12 protein-coding genes and 1 pseudogene are annotated in these 14,667 nt (G+C 68.0%); 9 read left to right on the top strand and 4 right to left on the bottom strand.

All coding sequences use genetic code 11. The annotated features are described in order from the left end of the window. The first annotated feature begins 88 nt into the window (after positions 1 to 88). On the top strand, positions 89 to 1,081 hold the full coding sequence (locus CupriaWKF_RS23465; protein ID WP_276103130.1) for a tripartite tricarboxylate transporter substrate binding protein: 993 nt from the start codon (positions 89 to 91) through the stop codon (positions 1,079 to 1,081). A gap of 92 nt (positions 1,082 to 1,173) precedes the next feature. On the opposite strand, the gene CupriaWKF_RS23460 is transcribed toward CupriaWKF_RS23465, so the two are convergent. Then, the gene (locus CupriaWKF_RS23460) at positions 1,174 to 2,754 is read right to left on the bottom strand and encodes a fatty acid--CoA ligase (protein ID WP_276103129.1); all 1,581 of its coding nucleotides are present in this window, start codon (positions 2,752 to 2,754) and stop codon (positions 1,174 to 1,176) included. Between the two features lie 83 nt (positions 2,755 to 2,837). Next, on the bottom strand, positions 2,838 to 3,623 hold the full coding sequence (locus tag CupriaWKF_RS23455) for an SDR family NAD(P)-dependent oxidoreductase (RefSeq protein ID WP_276103128.1): 786 nt from the start codon (positions 3,621 to 3,623) through the stop codon (positions 2,838 to 2,840). A gap of 286 nt (positions 3,624 to 3,909) precedes the next feature. Between CupriaWKF_RS23455 and CupriaWKF_RS23450 the strand changes: the two genes are divergently transcribed. The 3 genes from CupriaWKF_RS23450 (at position 3,910) to CupriaWKF_RS23440 (ending at position 7,792) form a co-directional block, all read left to right on the top strand. After that, the gene (locus tag CupriaWKF_RS23450) at positions 3,910 to 6,210 is read left to right on the top strand and encodes a mechanosensitive ion channel family protein (RefSeq protein ID WP_276103127.1); all 2,301 of its coding nucleotides are present in this window, start codon (positions 3,910 to 3,912) and stop codon (positions 6,208 to 6,210) included. Positions 6,211 to 6,421: 211 nt separating this feature from the next. Beyond that, a complete protein-coding gene (locus CupriaWKF_RS23445) occupies positions 6,422 to 6,562 on the top strand; it encodes a hypothetical protein (protein WP_276103126.1) in 141 nt (46 codons plus the stop codon). 45 nt (positions 6,563 to 6,607) lie between these two features. Continuing rightward, a complete protein-coding gene (locus tag CupriaWKF_RS23440; protein ID WP_276103125.1) occupies positions 6,608 to 7,792 on the top strand; it encodes a helix-turn-helix transcriptional regulator in 1,185 nt (394 codons plus the stop codon). Positions 7,793 to 7,855: 63 nt separating this feature from the next. Here CupriaWKF_RS23440 and CupriaWKF_RS23435 read toward each other — a convergent pair whose 3' ends face one another. Continuing rightward, on the bottom strand, positions 7,856 to 8,755 hold the full coding sequence (locus tag CupriaWKF_RS23435) for a LysR family transcriptional regulator (RefSeq protein WP_276103124.1): 900 nt from the start codon (positions 8,753 to 8,755) through the stop codon (positions 7,856 to 7,858). A gap of 103 nt (positions 8,756 to 8,858) precedes the next feature. On the opposite strand from CupriaWKF_RS23435, the gene CupriaWKF_RS23430 reads away from it, so the two are divergent. From CupriaWKF_RS23430 to CupriaWKF_RS23415, 5 genes and pseudogenes are all read left to right on the top strand, one after another. Then, entirely contained in the window at positions 8,859 to 10,091 is a 1,233-nt protein-coding gene (locus CupriaWKF_RS23430) for a CoA transferase (protein ID WP_276103123.1), read from the top strand. Next, positions 10,088 to 10,555, top strand: a complete 468-nt coding sequence (locus CupriaWKF_RS23425) for a MaoC family dehydratase (RefSeq protein WP_276103122.1) — start codon at positions 10,088 to 10,090, stop codon at positions 10,553 to 10,555. Before CupriaWKF_RS23430 ends, CupriaWKF_RS23425 begins: the two co-directional genes overlap by 4 nt. Positions 10,556 to 10,565: 10 nt before the next feature. Then, positions 10,566 to 10,742, top strand: a pseudogene (locus tag CupriaWKF_RS34380) (tripartite tricarboxylate transporter substrate binding protein); the annotation flags it as partial. 68 nt (positions 10,743 to 10,810) lie between these two features. Continuing rightward, positions 10,811 to 11,971 carry an acyl-CoA dehydrogenase family protein gene (locus CupriaWKF_RS23420; RefSeq protein WP_276103121.1) on the top strand — a complete coding sequence of 387 codons (1,161 nt, stop codon included), beginning with the start codon at positions 10,811 to 10,813 and terminating at the stop codon, positions 11,969 to 11,971. 42 nt (positions 11,972 to 12,013) lie between these two features. Then, positions 12,014 to 13,006, top strand: a complete 993-nt coding sequence (locus tag CupriaWKF_RS23415; protein WP_276103119.1) for an acyl-CoA dehydrogenase family protein — start codon at positions 12,014 to 12,016, stop codon at positions 13,004 to 13,006. 66 nt (positions 13,007 to 13,072) lie between these two features. On the opposite strand, the gene CupriaWKF_RS23410 is transcribed toward CupriaWKF_RS23415, so the two are convergent. Continuing rightward, positions 13,073 to 14,626 carry a SpoVR family protein gene (locus CupriaWKF_RS23410; protein ID WP_276103118.1) on the bottom strand — a complete coding sequence of 518 codons (1,554 nt, stop codon included), beginning with the start codon at positions 14,624 to 14,626 and terminating at the stop codon, positions 13,073 to 13,075. Positions 14,627 to 14,667: the final 41 nt, after the last annotated feature.

Genomic DNA, 14,667 nt, shown 5'->3' with positions numbered 1-14,667 from the left:
CACCCGCACGCGGCTGCCCTGAAGCACTCACTTGCCATCGTCCGCGCGCACGCCAGGTGCGCCGGACCCCAGTTTTCAGAGGTCCACCATGAAGTCTGCACGCCGCAAAGTCCTTGCCACCGTCATCGCGGCAGGCGCCGCCGCCATGCTCGCCGGCGGCTCCGCCCTGGCGCAGGGCAACTACCCCAACAAGCCGATCACGATCGTGGTCGCCTACCCTGCCGGCGGCGACGTCGACGTGCTGGCCCGCCTGTTCGCCGAAAAGCTGGCGCCGCGCCTGAAGCAATCGGTCGTGGTCGAGAACCGCACCGGCGCGGCCGGCACCATCGGCAGCGCCTACGTGTCGCGCGCCAACCCCGACGGCTACACGCTGCTGCTGGCGCCGAACACCCTCGCCATCGCGGCGCTGGTGCTGAAGCCGGGCACTGGCGCCAGCTACGATGTGCAGCGCGACTTCACGCCGATCACGCAGATCGGCACGCAGTCGCTGTTCGTAGTGGTGAACAAGGGCACCGGCATCACCAAGGTCAGCGACCTGGTCGCGCGGGCCAAGGCGGGCAAGGTGGAAACCTATGCCACGCCGGGCAACGGCTCGCCGATGCACATCATGGGCGAACTATTCAACAAGTCCGCCGGCGTCAAGATCAACCAGGTGCCTTACCGCGGCCTGGCCCCGGCGATCGTCGACGTGCTGGGCGGGCAGGTGCCGGTGACCTTCGTCACCTACGGCGCGGTGGCCCAGTATGTCGGCAACGGCAGCCTGGTCCCGATCGCCGTGGCTGACCAGAAGCGCTCGCCGTTCGCGCCCAATGTCCCGACGCTGGCCGAACAGGGCTACAAGGATGTGGAGATCGGTGCCTGGCAGGCGCTGCTGGGGCCCAAGGGCATGTCGCCGGAACTCGTGGGCACGCTCAACGGGCATATCAACGAGATCCTGAAAATGCCCGACGTGGTGGCGCGCATGGCGACCATTGCCGTCACCCCGGTGGGCGGCGAGCCTGCCGTGCTGCAGAAGCTGCTGGCCACGGACACGGCGCGCTACACGAAGATCGTCAAGGAATTCAATATCCAGGCGGACTGAGCCGCGCCACAAAGGCGTAGCCGAAAGACCGAAGGGCCCGGTTCCATGAGGAACCGGGCCCTTCTTCCTTCCTGCCGGTACGGCAGAGATGGTCAATTGACCTGCCGCCCCATCCCTTCCCAGAACGGCTCGCGCAGCTTGCGGCGCAGCAGCTTGCCCGACGGGTTGCGCGGCAGGGCTTCGACGAAATCGATGCTCTTCGGCACCTTGAACCCGGCCAGCCGCTGCCGTGTCCAGCTGATGATGCTGTCCAGGTCCGCGCCCTGCCCCGGCTTGAGCACGACGATGGCCTTGACCGCCTCGCCCCACTTCTCATCAGGCACGCCGATCACGGCGACATCCGCCACGATCGGGTGGCCGTAGATGGCGCTCTCCACCTCGGCGGGATAGACGTTTTCGCCACCGCTGATGATCATGTCCTTGACGCGGTCATGGATGTAGAGATACCCCTGCGCATCCAGGTAGCCCGCATCGCCGGTACGCAGCCAGCCATCGGCGTCGATCGTGCGCGCGGTCTCCTCGGGCTGTTTCCAGTAGCCGGACATATTGTGGGCCGAGCGGACCACCACTTCGCCCACTTCTCCAGATGCCAGTTCGCGCCCTTCGTAATCCACCACCTTCAGCTCCACGCCCGGCAGCGGCTTGCCGGCCGCACGCATGCGCGGCACTTCCTCGATGGTGTGGTCTTCCGGCGGCAGCGCCACCACCGTGCCGGTGGTTTCCGTCATGCCGTACTGCTGCACGAAGCCACAGCCGAAGACCTCGATGCCCTCGCGCAGCAGCGCCGCCGGAATCGGCGCCGCGCCGTACAGCAGATACTTCAGGCGCGAATAGTCCACCGCGCGCGCACGCGGATCGCGCAGCACGATCTGCATCGCGGCCGGCACCATGAACAGCTTGCTGATGCGCTCGTGCTCGATGAAGTCGAGCACCGCGCGCGGATCGAACTCCCTGGCCACCACGCCCTTGGCGCCCGACAGCAGGTTGCGCAGGCCCCAGCCGGAGCCGCCGATATGCGCGACCGGCATCGCCACCAGCGAGATATCGTCCGCCGTCCAGTGCGACCAGGGAATCGACTCGCGCTCGCTGACCTCGGTGCCGATGGTCAGGTTGCGATGGGTCAGCATGGCGCCCTTGGGCCGCCCGGTGGTACCCGAGGTGTAGAGCTGCAGCACGACGTCATGCGTATCGGGCTGGTGATCGGGCAGTGTGGCCGGATGCGCATCGCGCCAGTCCGTATAGAGCGGCCAGTCGGCGTGGCTTCCGGCCTCCATGGCAACCACCTGCCGCACCATCGGCAATGCGGGCAGCAAACCCTGCACCATTGCCGCGGACTCCGGCCCCACCAGCAGCAGTACGGCATCGCTGTGGCCGACGATGAACTCCACCTCGGGCGGTGCCAGCCGCCAGCTTGCCGGCGTCATGACCGCGCCCATCTTTGCGGCACCGATCCAGGCCTCGAAATAGTGGTCGCAGTTCTTGCCGATGTAGCCGATATGGTCGCCGGCACGCACGCCGGCGGCGAGCAGTGCCTGCGCGACGCGGCTGGTGTTGCGCTCGAACTCAGCATAGGTGGTGTGCCGGCCTTCGAACGAGTAGGCCACCGCGTCGGGCCTGAGGCTGGCAAAGTGGCGCACGGCCCGAGGCAGCGTGGCCAGGTAGCTGAAATCCATCGACGTCTCCCCCTTTATGTAGTGACGGCCCGGCCCGGCCAGGCCGGGCCGCAGCGGTCATCTGCGGAATCCGTGTTGCGGGATCAGCGCGGTGCCATGCGGATGGCGCCGTCCAGGCGCACCGATTCGCCATTGAAATAGCCATTGCGGCACATCTCCACCGCGAGCGAGGCGAACTCTTCCGGCTGGCCCAGGCGCTTGGGGAACGGCACCGACGCGCCCAGCGCGGCCTTGACGTTCTCGGGCGCGCCCTGCAGCAGCGGCGTATTGAAGATGCCCGGCAGGATGGTGTTGACGCGGACGCCTTCGCCGGACAGGTCGCGCGCGATCGGCAGCGTCATGCCGACCACGCCGGCCTTCGATGCCGAATAGGACGCCTGGCCAATCTGGCCGTCCTGCGCCGCCACCGATGCCGTGCTGATGATCACGCCGCGATCGCCGCTGGCGGTGGGGTCCAGCGTCAGCATGCCGGCGGCCGAGCGCGAGATGCAGCGGAAGGTCCCGATCAGGTTGATCTGGATGATGCGTTCGAATGCGTCAGTCGGGAAGAACTTGATCTGCGACGGGTCTTCCTTCGAGCGCGAGGCGGTCTTGATTGCATTACCGGTGCCGGCGCAATTGACCAGGATGCGTTCCTGGCCGATGGCGGCGCGCGCCTTGGCGAAGCCGGCCTCGACTTCGGATTCGGACGTCACGTTGACCTGGCAGAACACGCCGCCTAGTTCGCGTGCCAGCGCTTCGCCCTTCTCGGCGTTGAGGTCGAACAGCGCCACGCGCACGCCCTGCGCCGCCAGCGCGCGGGCGGTCGCCGCGCCCAGGCCCGAGGCGCCGCCGGTCACGATGGCCGATACCGATGCATTGAGTTCCATTACCGTCTTCCTTCCATCTTGGTTTTGCCGGGTCATTGCCGCCCACGCGACAGGCCCGATGCTGGTGTCAGAAACCGGCGCCGCTGGAGCGCCGGAGCGGGTTCGAGATTCGTGGATCGGGCCCTGACACGCATCGTCGGAAGCGACGAATGCACCGATACGCCACTTTCCCGGCCCTCGAGGCCGAACAACACCACTGTCGGGGGCTCGACTTCGAGACCGCGGTGGGACCAATGCGCTACAGTGTCGCGCATGGAAGGCTTGACCGCGACGGCCCCCGGATCCCATGCGCCCTCTTCTCCCTGAAGCCCCTGGCTGCGCGCGCCGGCTTGCCTGGCTGCTCCTGACCGCGCTGCTGCTGACGCTGCTGCCCCGCGCGCCCGCCGGCGCGGCGCCGGCAAACCCGCTGGTTGCCGCGATACAGCACGGCGATGCCAAGGCCGCGCCGGCCAGCGTCCCGCTGACCGAGTCGCTCGACCAGGTGATCGGCACCTTGCAGGACGATACGCAGCGCAAGGCCCTGCTCGAGCAACTGCGGGCGCTGCGCAGCGGGCTGACCGCCTCGGCGTCGGCGCCGGTTGCGCCGGCCTCGTCGCCGGGGCTGATCGGCGCCGTGGCCCAGGCACTCGATGAAGTCGATACGCAACTGCGCACGGACCACGGCCCTTGGCACTACTGGCGCTGGCGCTCGCAATTCGCCGCCGAGGAATGGCATGCCGCCGCGACGCTCAACGGCACGCGCCCGGCACTGGACTCGCTGCGCGAGTTCGTCATCGTCATTGGTGGCTGGGCGCTGTGCGGCTGGGTCTTGTGGGAAATCGGCCACCGGATCCGGGTACGGCGCCGCAAGCATGCCGAAAGCGCCGTGGCGCTGTTGCGCAAGCCGCGCAGCGGGCTCCCTGACGTGCCGTCATGGATGGATGTCGGCATCTATATGCTGCGGCGCATCGGACCTTGGGTGGCGGCATTCGGGCTTACGGTGCTGCTTGCCTACCGGCACTTCTCGCAAGCGCCGGCGAGCGTCGCTGCCGTGATGGTGGCCCACGCCATCGTCGCCGGTGCGATCGCGGCCGCGGCCTGCCAGGTCATCTTCGCGCTGTTCCGCACCGCGCACCGGCGGTTGGCGGTGCACCAGTTGCTGACGCGCTCGCCGTGGCTGCTGTTCTGCACCGGTGCTCTCGCCGCGCTGGGTAACAGCGCCACCGACAGCCGCATCACGTCCGTGCTCGGCAATAACCTCTGCGCCCTGCTTTCCACGGCGGCCAACGTCGCCGCGGCGATCCTGATCGGCGTGTTCGCGCTGCGCTTCCGGCGCCAGGTCGGCCAGCTCATCGCGCAGCGGCCCCTCGAGTTCCGCCAGTCGCATCCGGCCCTGACGGACCTGCTGCGCCTGGCCGGCCAGGCCTGGCACCTGCCCGTGCTGGCCGTGGTGGTGGCTTCCGTGATCGGCACCATACTGGCCACCGGCCATGCCGACGTCTTCCTGCGCCGCACGGTGGCCTCGGTGGCACTGTTTGTCATCGCGCTGCTGCTGACGCTGGTCGCCGGCCGCTCCCCGAAAGCGCGCGTTCGCGCGCCCCGCATCCGCGACCGGCGACGCTCCGCCTACCTGCAACGCTTCGGGCGCTTCGCCATGGCGCTGGTGCGCGTGGTGATCTGGGCCACCGTGGTCGAACTGGGCGCGCGTATCTGGGGAACCTCCGTGCTGCACCTGGTGGAAAGCTCGCCGGCGAGGCGGCACATCGCGGAGTCCCTGCTGAGCGTCACCGCCACGGTGCTGCTCGCATGGCTGACCTGGCTAGTGATCGATACGGCCATCACGCAGGCGCTGTCTCCCACGCATGGCCGTGCCGCCGCACAGCCGAGCCTGCGTGCCAAGACCATCCTGCCGCTGGTGCGCAACGCGTCGTTCGTCGCGCTGCTGGTCATCGCCATGATGGTGGTGCTGGCCAACCTGGGGGTCAATGTCACGCCGCTGCTCGCGGGCGCCGGCGTGGTCGGCCTGGCGATCGGCTTCGGCGCGCAAAGCCTGGTCCAGGACCTGATCACCGGGCTCTTCATCGTGATCGAGGATTCGATCGCCATCGGCGACTCCATCGAACTGCCCGACCACGCCGGCGTGGTCGAAGCCATGACCATCCGCACCGTCAAGCTGCGCGACGGCAAGGGTGCCCTGCATACGCTGCCGTACAGCCAGATCAAGGCCGTGAAGAACCTGTCGCGCGGATATGGCTATGCCGTATTCAATATTTGCCTCGCCTACCAGAGCGACCTGGACCGCGCCCTGGACCTGATCCGGTCCACCGGCAGCCAGATCGCGCGCGATCACCGCTACACGCGCAAGCTGCTGTCCGGCCTGGAAATCCTGGGCCTCGACCGCTTCGACCCGGGCGGCCCGGTGGTGATGGCGCAGGTCAAGACCCGCCCGCTGATGCAGGCGGAGATCACCCGCGCGTTCAATGCGCTGCTCAAGCGGCAGTTCGACGCCAACGGCATCCGCCTGGCCTCGCCAAGCCTGACCATCCGGCTCGATGGCGGGACGGCCGGCACGGCAAGCGCAGAAGCCGTCATCTCGCGTTCGGAATGAGATGCGAGCATCACGCAGGAATGAATGCGCTGTCGCTTTTGCGAAACGCCACCGCCGCTCCGGCTTCAAAAAACCATTTCATACTCCGCGCGGCGCATTAACATCCCTGCGTGTTATGCAGGCGTCGACATATAGCCGTTCGGCCGGTCATTCCCGCTTCGCGGGAATGTAGCCCCCAAAAATGGGGATAAGACCGACAGGATTGTTTGGCATGATTGTCGACATTCAGGCATGGACGATGTTTGGGGGCATACTGCATGCGGTGCCGTTGAGCCACGGCACCGCCGCCACGGCGCGCAACAGAACGCCCGGGCTGGGCATTGGCGGTACGGGTAAAGACAGCAGCCATTAGAAAATGGCGATCAGTAAAAGGCGTTTGCCACCGGGGGAACAGAATATGGGCGAACACCCGAGTGTCGACGAGGACTTTCATCGTCTGGTCGACTCTATCTATGAGTCCGCAATGGACGTGGCGGCCATGCCCGCCGCACTGGACCTTTTTTCCCGCTATACAGGCACAGGCAGCCCACGCTACCTGATCTGGGACAAGCTCGCCGGCCATGCCCGGCTCGGCGTGACCCCGCATGGATGTTTCACCAGCGGTATCGGCCTGCCAGACGGGGTCATTCCGCCGTCCGCCCCGGGCCAGCCGGCGCATGCCGGAACGGCGCACGCCACGTCCGGCGCCGCTCTGGCCATGGAGGATGGTGGCGCATCCGCGGTTGACGTTGCCGTTGCCGCTGACGGCAGCGGACTGGAACAGGGCTTCCGGCTCGTCGACACCGCCGAGATCTGCGTGCTCATGAGTGGCACCCGTACCGGGCACGGCCGTCTCGACGGCACCGCGCGCGAGCGCCGCCTGGCCCATGTCATGCCGCACTGGGTCCGCGCCGCGCGCATGCAGCAGCGCAACTTCGAGCTGAGCGGACTGGCCTCGCTGGGGCTCGCCGGGCTCGACACGCTCGACTTCGGCGTGATGGTGCTGCAGGCGGATATGCGCGTGCGCTACGCCAATAGCTGGGCCGAGGCGCTGGTCCAGGCCGACAGCCACCTTGCGCTGGAACAGGGAGTGCTGCACGCGCGCGACGCCTCGCTGCAGGCGGTGCTGCAGCGGCTGCTGGAGGGTGCCGTGCGCGGCCGCGGCGCCGATGCCGCCGCGGGCTCATGGATGCACATCACGTCCGGCGGACAGCCCGTACCGATCATCGTGACGCCGCTGGTATCGCGCCAGCCGGTCGAAGGTCCCTGGCAACTGCCCGCCGCGATGATGCTGTTCGGCAATTCCGAATCGCGCTCGGTGCTCGATGCGGCGGTGCTGACCTCGCTGTTCGGCCTGTCGCGCAAGGAAAGCATCATCGCCATCCGGCTGGCGGCCGGCGAAACGCTCAATGAGATTGCCGAGCGGGAATTCCTTTCGCCGCATACCGTGCGGGTGCATATCCGGGATACGCTGCGCAAGACCGGCACGCACCGGCAGTCCGAGCTGGTGCGGCTGCTGCATTTGTTGCCCGGCGTGAACCTGATGCGGGCGCGGGCATGTCCGGCGGACCGGCCTCGGGAAAAGCAGGGCAAGAACGGGTAAGTCGACGGTATTGGCGGGCGCCGCGGATTCGCCGGCGCCCGCCAGGAACGACAAGGCCTCCCTTCATCCTTCACCTTCGACCGCCGCCAGCGCCGCCGCAAGAAACCTCTGCACCTGCCGGTCGGCATCATCGGCCCGCGCGGCCAGCGCAATGCCAATCCGCCCCGCCGGCCGCGGACTGGACAGCGGGAGGAACTTCACCCTGCGGTTCGCATAACGCGTGGCCACACTGGGCACCAGCGCCACGCCCAACCCGCTTTCCACCAGGCTCACGATGGTCTGCACCTGCACCGCTTCCTGCGTGACGCGCGGCACGAAGCCGGCCTGCTGGCACAGCATCATGGCGACGGCATGCAGGTTGGGCACCGCTGCCGCCGGATGCATGATGAACGGCTCGGCCGCCAGCGACTTCAACGGAATGGACTCCTCGCCGGCATGCGGGCTGTCCGCGGGCACCGCGGCAACGAAGACGTCGCTTTCCAGCGGCGTGAGCGTGTAGCCGCCGCTGCTCAGGATCGGGAAGCGGACCAGCCCGGCGTCGAGGCGGTGCTTCTCGAGCTGGTCGAGAATGGCAGCCGTGGTGGACTCCTGCAGCACCAGCTCGATGCCCGGGTGCGCGGCGCGGAACGCCGGGATCAGCTTTGGCAGCAGGGCATAGGTGGCGGAGCCGATAAAGCCGATGCGCAAGGCGCCACGCTCGCCCTGCGCGGCCGCCATGGCCGCCGCGCGTGCCTGCCCGGCATGGAACAGCGCGCGGCGTGCGTCCTGCAGCGCGGCCTCGCCGGCCTGCGTCAGCCTGACGCCGCGCGGCGTGCGCACGAACAGCGCGGTGCCAAGCTGCTCCTCGAGCTTGCGGATCGAGATCGACAGCGGCGGCTGCGCCATGTGCAGGCGCTCGGCCGCGCGGTGGAAGTTGCCCGTTTCGGCCAGGGCGACGAACTGCTGGAGCTGGCGCAGATCCATATCGATATTCCGCGAATATCAGTTTCTAAAAAAGTAATATTAGACCAGACAGGCACCCCTGATCTACGCTGTACCCCACAGAACAAGATCCGGAGACAGACGCATGCTGCCGTTAGCAGGCATCCGCGTGATCGACCTTTCCACGGTCGTGATGGGCCCTTATGCCAGCCAGTGGCTGGCTGACTTTGGCGCAGAGGTCATCAAGGTCGAGCCGCCCGGGGGCGATTCCACACGCCGCACCGGCCCTGCCGCCGAAGCCGGCATGGCCGCCATTTTCCTGGGCGTGAACCGCAGCAAGAAGAGCGTCGTGCTGGACCTGAAACAGCCCGCCGCGCAGGCGGCGCTGGACCGCATGCTGGCCGGCGCGGACGTGCTGATGCATAGCATGCGCCCGCAAAAGCTGGCCGCGCTGGGCCTGGCGCCGGACGATGTGAAGGCACGCCATCCGCAACTGGTCTATGTCAGCCTGCTCGGCTTTGCCGGGGACGGTCCTTACGGCGGGCGCCCGGCCTACGACGACATCATCCAGGGTCTCTCCGGCAACGCCGCGCTGATGGCGGCGCAGACCGGCAGCAGCCGTTATTTCCCGACCATCGCGGCCGACAAGACCAGCGGACTGGTTGCGGCGATGTCGGTGTGCGCGGCGCTGGCCGGACGGGCCCGCGGCGACGGCAAGGGCGCCATGGTCGAGGTGCCGATGTTCGAGTCCATGGTCGCCTTCAACCTGGTCGAGCATTTCTATGGCCGGCATTTCGAGCCGCCACGCGGCGGCACCGGCTACCCGCGCGTGCTGGCCCCGCTGCGCCGGCCATACCAGAGCGCCGACGGCCATGTCTGCATGATGCCGTACACCGACGCACACTGGCGCGACTTCTTCCGCGCCGCCGGCCGGCCAGAACTGGCCGCGGATGCGCGCTTCACCGATATCTCGGCCCGCACCGCCCATATCGAAACGCTGTACGAGATCACGGGCGAGATCGTGCGCGGGCACAGCACCGCGCACTGGCTGGAAGTCTGCGAAGCGCTGCAGATTCCCGTGGCCCGGATCAACGAACTCGATGACCTGCCCGACGATCCGCACCTGCGCGCCACCGGCTTCTTCGAACCAGTCGATGACCCCGCCATGGGCGCGCTGCGCTTTCCGGGCGCACCCGTGCGCTTCGACGGCGAGCGTGCGCCGATCAGCGTGCCGCCGCGCCTCGGCGAGCACACCGCTCGGTTGCTGGCGCAGGCCGGGCTGACGCAGCAGGACATCGACGGGCTCAGCGCCACGGGCGCCGCGTATTGCGCGCCGCAACCCGCGGGCCCCGGGGACAACACCAAGGAGACAGCATGATGCACAACCACTTGCCGCGCCTGGGCCAGGGCTTCTACTGGCAGGACCTGAAGGAAGGCCAGGCGTTCCGCACCTTCCGCCGCACCGTGACCGAGACCGACCTCGTCAACTTCATTTCGGTCACCGGCATGGTCGAGGCGATCTTCATCGAGGACGGCTACGACGGCAGCGCGATCGGCGGCCGCCCGGTCCCGGGCGCGCTGACCTACACGCTGATCGAAGGCTTCATCCTGCAGACCATGATCCAGGGCACCGGCCTGGCGATGCTGGAGCTGACGCAGCAGATCCTTGCCCCGGTGGTGGTCGGCGACACGATCTGGGCCACCGTCACGGTGACCGGCATCCGGCCGACGTCGCGCAGCGGCCGCGCGGTAGTGGACTCGGCCATCGAAGTCTTCAACCAGCGCAACGAGACAGTCATGACGTATACGGCGCGCCGGCTGCTGGCCGGGCACGCGAACTGAAACCGCTGCGCCCACGAGATCGTGCGCAAGCTCAACGCCGCGACCTGAAGGCACTGGCCAACCCGGAAACGCGTGCAGCCCAGGGCGCACGCGCGGCTCGACACCCGAGGCCTACGCCAGCTACCTTTCGGCCGAGATGACGCGCTGGCGCAAGGTTGTCAAGGACTCCGGCGCCACGCTCGACTGACCCTGGCCGGCGCCGCAACCCGGCCCAGGCCTTCACGCCATCCGCCATCAAGCACCTGGATATTCAACGTGACCGCATTGCTCTCCACCTTCCAGCTCACCAGCCTGCCGCCGCACGCCACGGCGTTTCGCGAGCAGGTCCGGGCCTTCCTGGCCGAACACATGCCGGCGCTGCCGCCCGAAGTGCGGGCCCGCTCTTGGATGGGCTTCGACGCCGCCTTCAGCCGCGCGCTGGCCGCGCGCGGCTGGGTCGGCATCACCTTGCCGGCCGCACATGGCGGCGCCGGCCTGGACCCGTTCTCGCGCTTCGTGCTGGTGGAAGAACTGCTCGCCGCCGGCGCGCCCGTGTCCGCGCACTGGATCGCCGACCGCCAGAGCGGCCCGCTGATCCTGCGCTATGGCACCGAGGCGCAAAAGGCAAAGTACCTGTCCGCCATCTGCCGCGGCGACGCCTTCTTCTGTATCGGCATGAGCGAGCCGAACTCCGGCTCCGACCTTGCGAGCGTGGCCACGCGCGCGGTGCGGCAGCCGGACGGCAGCTGGCGCCTGAACGGCCGGAAGATCTGGACGACGAACGCCAACCACTGCCACTACATGCTGGCGCTGGTGCGCACCTCGGGCACGCCGCAGGACCGGCAGACCGGGCTGTCGCAGGTCATCGTCGACCTCTGCGCACCCGGCGTCACGGTACGCCCGATCCAGGACCTGACCGGCGACGCGCATTTCTCCGAGGTCAGCTTCGAGGACGTGGTGCTGGCGCCGGACGCGCTGATCGGGCAGGAAGGCAGCGGCTGGGAACAGGTGAACGCCGAGCTGGCGTTCGAGCGCAGCGGCCCGGAGCGGCTGTATTCGAGCGTGGTGCTGCTCGACACCTGGCTGGCCGCGCTGCGGCGCCTGCCCGAAGGACGGCGCGACACCGTCACCGCCGGCCGGCTGGTCGGCCATCTTGCGGTGCTGCGCGCGATGTCGCTGGCCGTGACGGCACGCCTGGCCGCGGGCGAAAGCCCGGTGGTCGAAGCCGCACTGGTGAAGGACCTGGGCACGACCTTCGAGCAGTCGATCCCGGCACTCGTGGAAGCCGCGCTGGGCGACGAGCCGGCGCTGGCGGCCGACGGCGCGCTGTACCGCACGCTGGCCTACGTCACGCAGATCGCCCCGTCCTATTCGCTGCGCGGCGGCACCCGCGAGATCCTGCGCGGCATGATCGCGCGCGGCCTGGGGCTGCGCTGATGCGCCGAAGCACTGCACGCGTCCAACACTGAGTCCATCGCCATGCATAACACCTATTCCGACGCGCTCGACGCCCTGCTGCGCGCTCAATGCCAACCCGCCGTCGTACGCGCCATCGAACAGGGCGCGGACCCGGCGCCGCTCTGGCAGGCGCTGCTGGACAGCGGCTTTGCCGACTGCCTGTTGCCTGAATCGGCTGGTGGCGCCGGCCTGTCCTTGTCCGACCTGGCGCCCGTGCTGCACGTGCTGGGCCGCCATGCCGTGCCATTGCCGCTCGCGCAGACGCTGTTCGCGCGGGCGCTGCTGCAAGCCCATGGCGTGGACGTGCCTGCCGAGCCCATTGCGCTGGCAAGCCCCGACGATGGCAGCCCGGCCACGCAGGTGGCCGATGCCCGCCACGCAGGCTGGTTCCTGGTGCAGTCCGGTACGCGCTGCGTGCTGCTGCCGGCGGCCGCGGCCGGCGCCGAGCCGACCGGGGCTCACGCCGACCTGACCATGCGCCTGCCGCGTTGCGACGGCAAGGCCGGCACGGCCTTCGAGCTGCCCGCCGGCACACTGCGCACCGTCGGCGCCTGCCTGCATGCCGCGCAGATGGCCGGCGCGCTGTCCCAGGTCATGGACATGACGCTGCAGTACGCCAATGACCGCCTGCAGTTCGGGCGGGCGATCGGCAAGTTCCAGGCCATCCAGCACCAGATCAGCGAGATGGCGGAGCATGTCGCCGCGTCGCGCCTGGCCGCGCAGATCGCCTGCGACAGCACGGGCAGCCGGCCCGACCCGATCCGCGCCGCCATCGGCAAGCTGCGCGCCAGCGACGCGGTCACGCCGGTGGCTGCCATCGCGCACGCGGTGCATGGCGCCATCGGCATCACCGAGGAATTCGACCTGCAGCTCTACACGCGGCGCCTGCATGCGTGGCGCGTGGCGGATGGCTCGGAGCGCTGGTGGAGCCGCGTGCTGGGCGAGCTGGTCTGCGCGGAGCCGTCGCGTGGCGCGGTGGAACTAGTGCGCGAGTGGTACGAGGCGGCAGCCTGACGCCCAAAATGAAACGGCGGCCCTGTCAGGGGCCGCCGCAATGCGCGCATTGAACGTGCCGCAGTCTCAGGCCGCCAGGCTCAGCCCGCCGCCCGGCACCTTGCGGTGGCGGCGTTCCGGCTTGCACTCGTACTTGAGCTCGCGCCGGCCATCCTCATAGGCCACTTCCAGCCGGACATTGAAGCCCCACAGGCGCGTCACATGGCGGATCACTTCGTCGAAGTTGTGCGACAGCGGCCGGCGGTCGCTCTGCTGGTGGCGCAGGGTGAGCGAGCGGTCGCCGCCCACATCGACGTTGGTGACCTGGATATTGGGCTCCATGCCGGAGAGGTCGTATTGCGATGCCAGCAGCTGCCGGATCATACGGTAGCCTTCGTCGTTATGGATGGCGGTCACGCGCAGCTTGTTCTCGCGGTCGTCGTCCAGCACCGAGAACAGCTTCAGTTCGCGGATCACGCGCGGCGACAGGAACTGCAGCAGGAAGCTCTCGTCCTTGAAGTTGCGCATGGCGAAGTCCAGCGTGGTGCGCCAGTCCGACCCGGCGATCTCCGGTGCCCAGAGGTAATCCTCCTCTTCCGGGTTCTCGCACATGCGGCGCAGGTCCTGGAACATCAGGAAACCCAGCGTGTACGGGTTCAGGCCGCTGTAGTACGGACTGTTGTATGGCGGCTGGTAGATCACGTTGGTGTGGGCCTGCAGCAGCTCCAGCATGAAGGCGTCGTTGACCAGCTTTTCCTCGTAGAGCTGGTGGATGATGGTGTAGTGCCAGAACGTGGCCCAGCCTTCGTTCATCACCTTGGTCTGGCGCTGCGGATAGAAGTACTGCGCGATCTTGCGCACGATGCGCACGATCTCGCGCTGCCACGGCGCCAGCTTGGGCGCGTTCTTCTCGATGAAGTACAGCAGGTTCTCCTGCGGCTCCGGCGGGAAGCTGGCTTCCGGCTCCACCGCGTCATCATCGGTCGCCAGGGCGTGGGGACGGTGCTTGGGCAGCGTGCGCCACAGGTCGTTGACCTGCATCTGCAGGTAGTTCTCGCGTTCGGCCTGGCGCGCCTGCTCTTCGTTGATGGAGAGCTTCTTGGGCCGCTTGTAGCGGTCCACGCCGTAGTTCTGCAGCGCGTGGCAGGAATCGAGCAGCAACTCCACCTCCTGCTCGCCGTAGCGCTGCTCGCACTCGGCCACGTAGTTCTTGGCGAACAGCAGGTAGTCGATGATGGCGTCCGCGTTGGTCCAGGTGCGGAACAGGTAGTTGCCCTTGAAGAACGAGTTGTGGCCGTAGCAGGCATGCGCAATCGTGAGCGCCTGCATCGGCAGCGTGTTCTCCTCCATCAGGTAGGCAATGCAGGGGTTGGAGTTGATCACGATCTCATAGGCCAGCCCCATGTGGCCGCGCTGGTAGCTGCGCTCCGAGGCCAGGAAGTGCTTGCCGTATGACCAGTGGCTGTACCCCACCGGCAGGCCTGCCGAGGCATAGGCATCGAGCATCTGCTCGGCGGTGATGATCTCGATCTGGTTGGGATAGGTGTCCAGCCCGAACTCGCCGGCAATGCGCGCGATCTCGCGGTCATACCGGGTGATCAGCTCGAAGGTCCATTCCGAACCCGTGGAGAGATAAGCCATCTTCACCTCCGTCTGACGCAGGCCGTCCGCCCCCGCGCCGC

It is taken from the genome of Cupriavidus sp. WKF15, assembly GCF_029278605.1.
Lineage (GTDB): Bacteria > Pseudomonadota > Gammaproteobacteria > Burkholderiales > Burkholderiaceae > Cupriavidus.
This window is presented reverse-complemented; position numbering and strand designations above follow the sequence as displayed.

Bases quoted from the DNA above. Each gene is read 5' to 3' on its own strand.
- CupriaWKF_RS23465 (WP_276103130.1), top strand. From the start codon at position 89: ATGAAGTCTGCACGCCGCAAAGTCCTTGCCACCGTCATCGCGGCAGGC.
- CupriaWKF_RS23460 (WP_276103129.1), bottom strand. From the start codon at position 2,754: ATGGATTTCAGCTACCTGGCCACGCTGCCTCGGGCCGTGCGCCACTTT.
- CupriaWKF_RS23455 (WP_276103128.1), bottom strand. From the start codon at position 3,623: ATGGAACTCAATGCATCGGTATCGGCCATCGTGACCGGCGGCGCCTCG.
- CupriaWKF_RS23450 (WP_276103127.1), top strand. From the start codon at position 3,910: ATGCGCCCTCTTCTCCCTGAAGCCCCTGGCTGCGCGCGCCGGCTTGCC.
- CupriaWKF_RS23445 (WP_276103126.1), top strand. From the start codon at position 6,422: ATGATTGTCGACATTCAGGCATGGACGATGTTTGGGGGCATACTGCAT.
- CupriaWKF_RS23440 (WP_276103125.1), top strand. From the start codon at position 6,608: ATGGGCGAACACCCGAGTGTCGACGAGGACTTTCATCGTCTGGTCGAC.
- CupriaWKF_RS23435 (WP_276103124.1), bottom strand. From the start codon at position 8,755: ATGGATCTGCGCCAGCTCCAGCAGTTCGTCGCCCTGGCCGAAACGGGC.
- CupriaWKF_RS23430 (WP_276103123.1), top strand. From the start codon at position 8,859: ATGCTGCCGTTAGCAGGCATCCGCGTGATCGACCTTTCCACGGTCGTG.
- CupriaWKF_RS23425 (WP_276103122.1), top strand. From the start codon at position 10,088: ATGATGCACAACCACTTGCCGCGCCTGGGCCAGGGCTTCTACTGGCAG.
- CupriaWKF_RS23415 (WP_276103119.1), top strand. From the start codon at position 12,014: ATGCATAACACCTATTCCGACGCGCTCGACGCCCTGCTGCGCGCTCAA.
- CupriaWKF_RS23410 (WP_276103118.1), bottom strand. From the start codon at position 14,626: ATGGCTTATCTCTCCACGGGTTCGGAATGGACCTTCGAGCTGATCACC.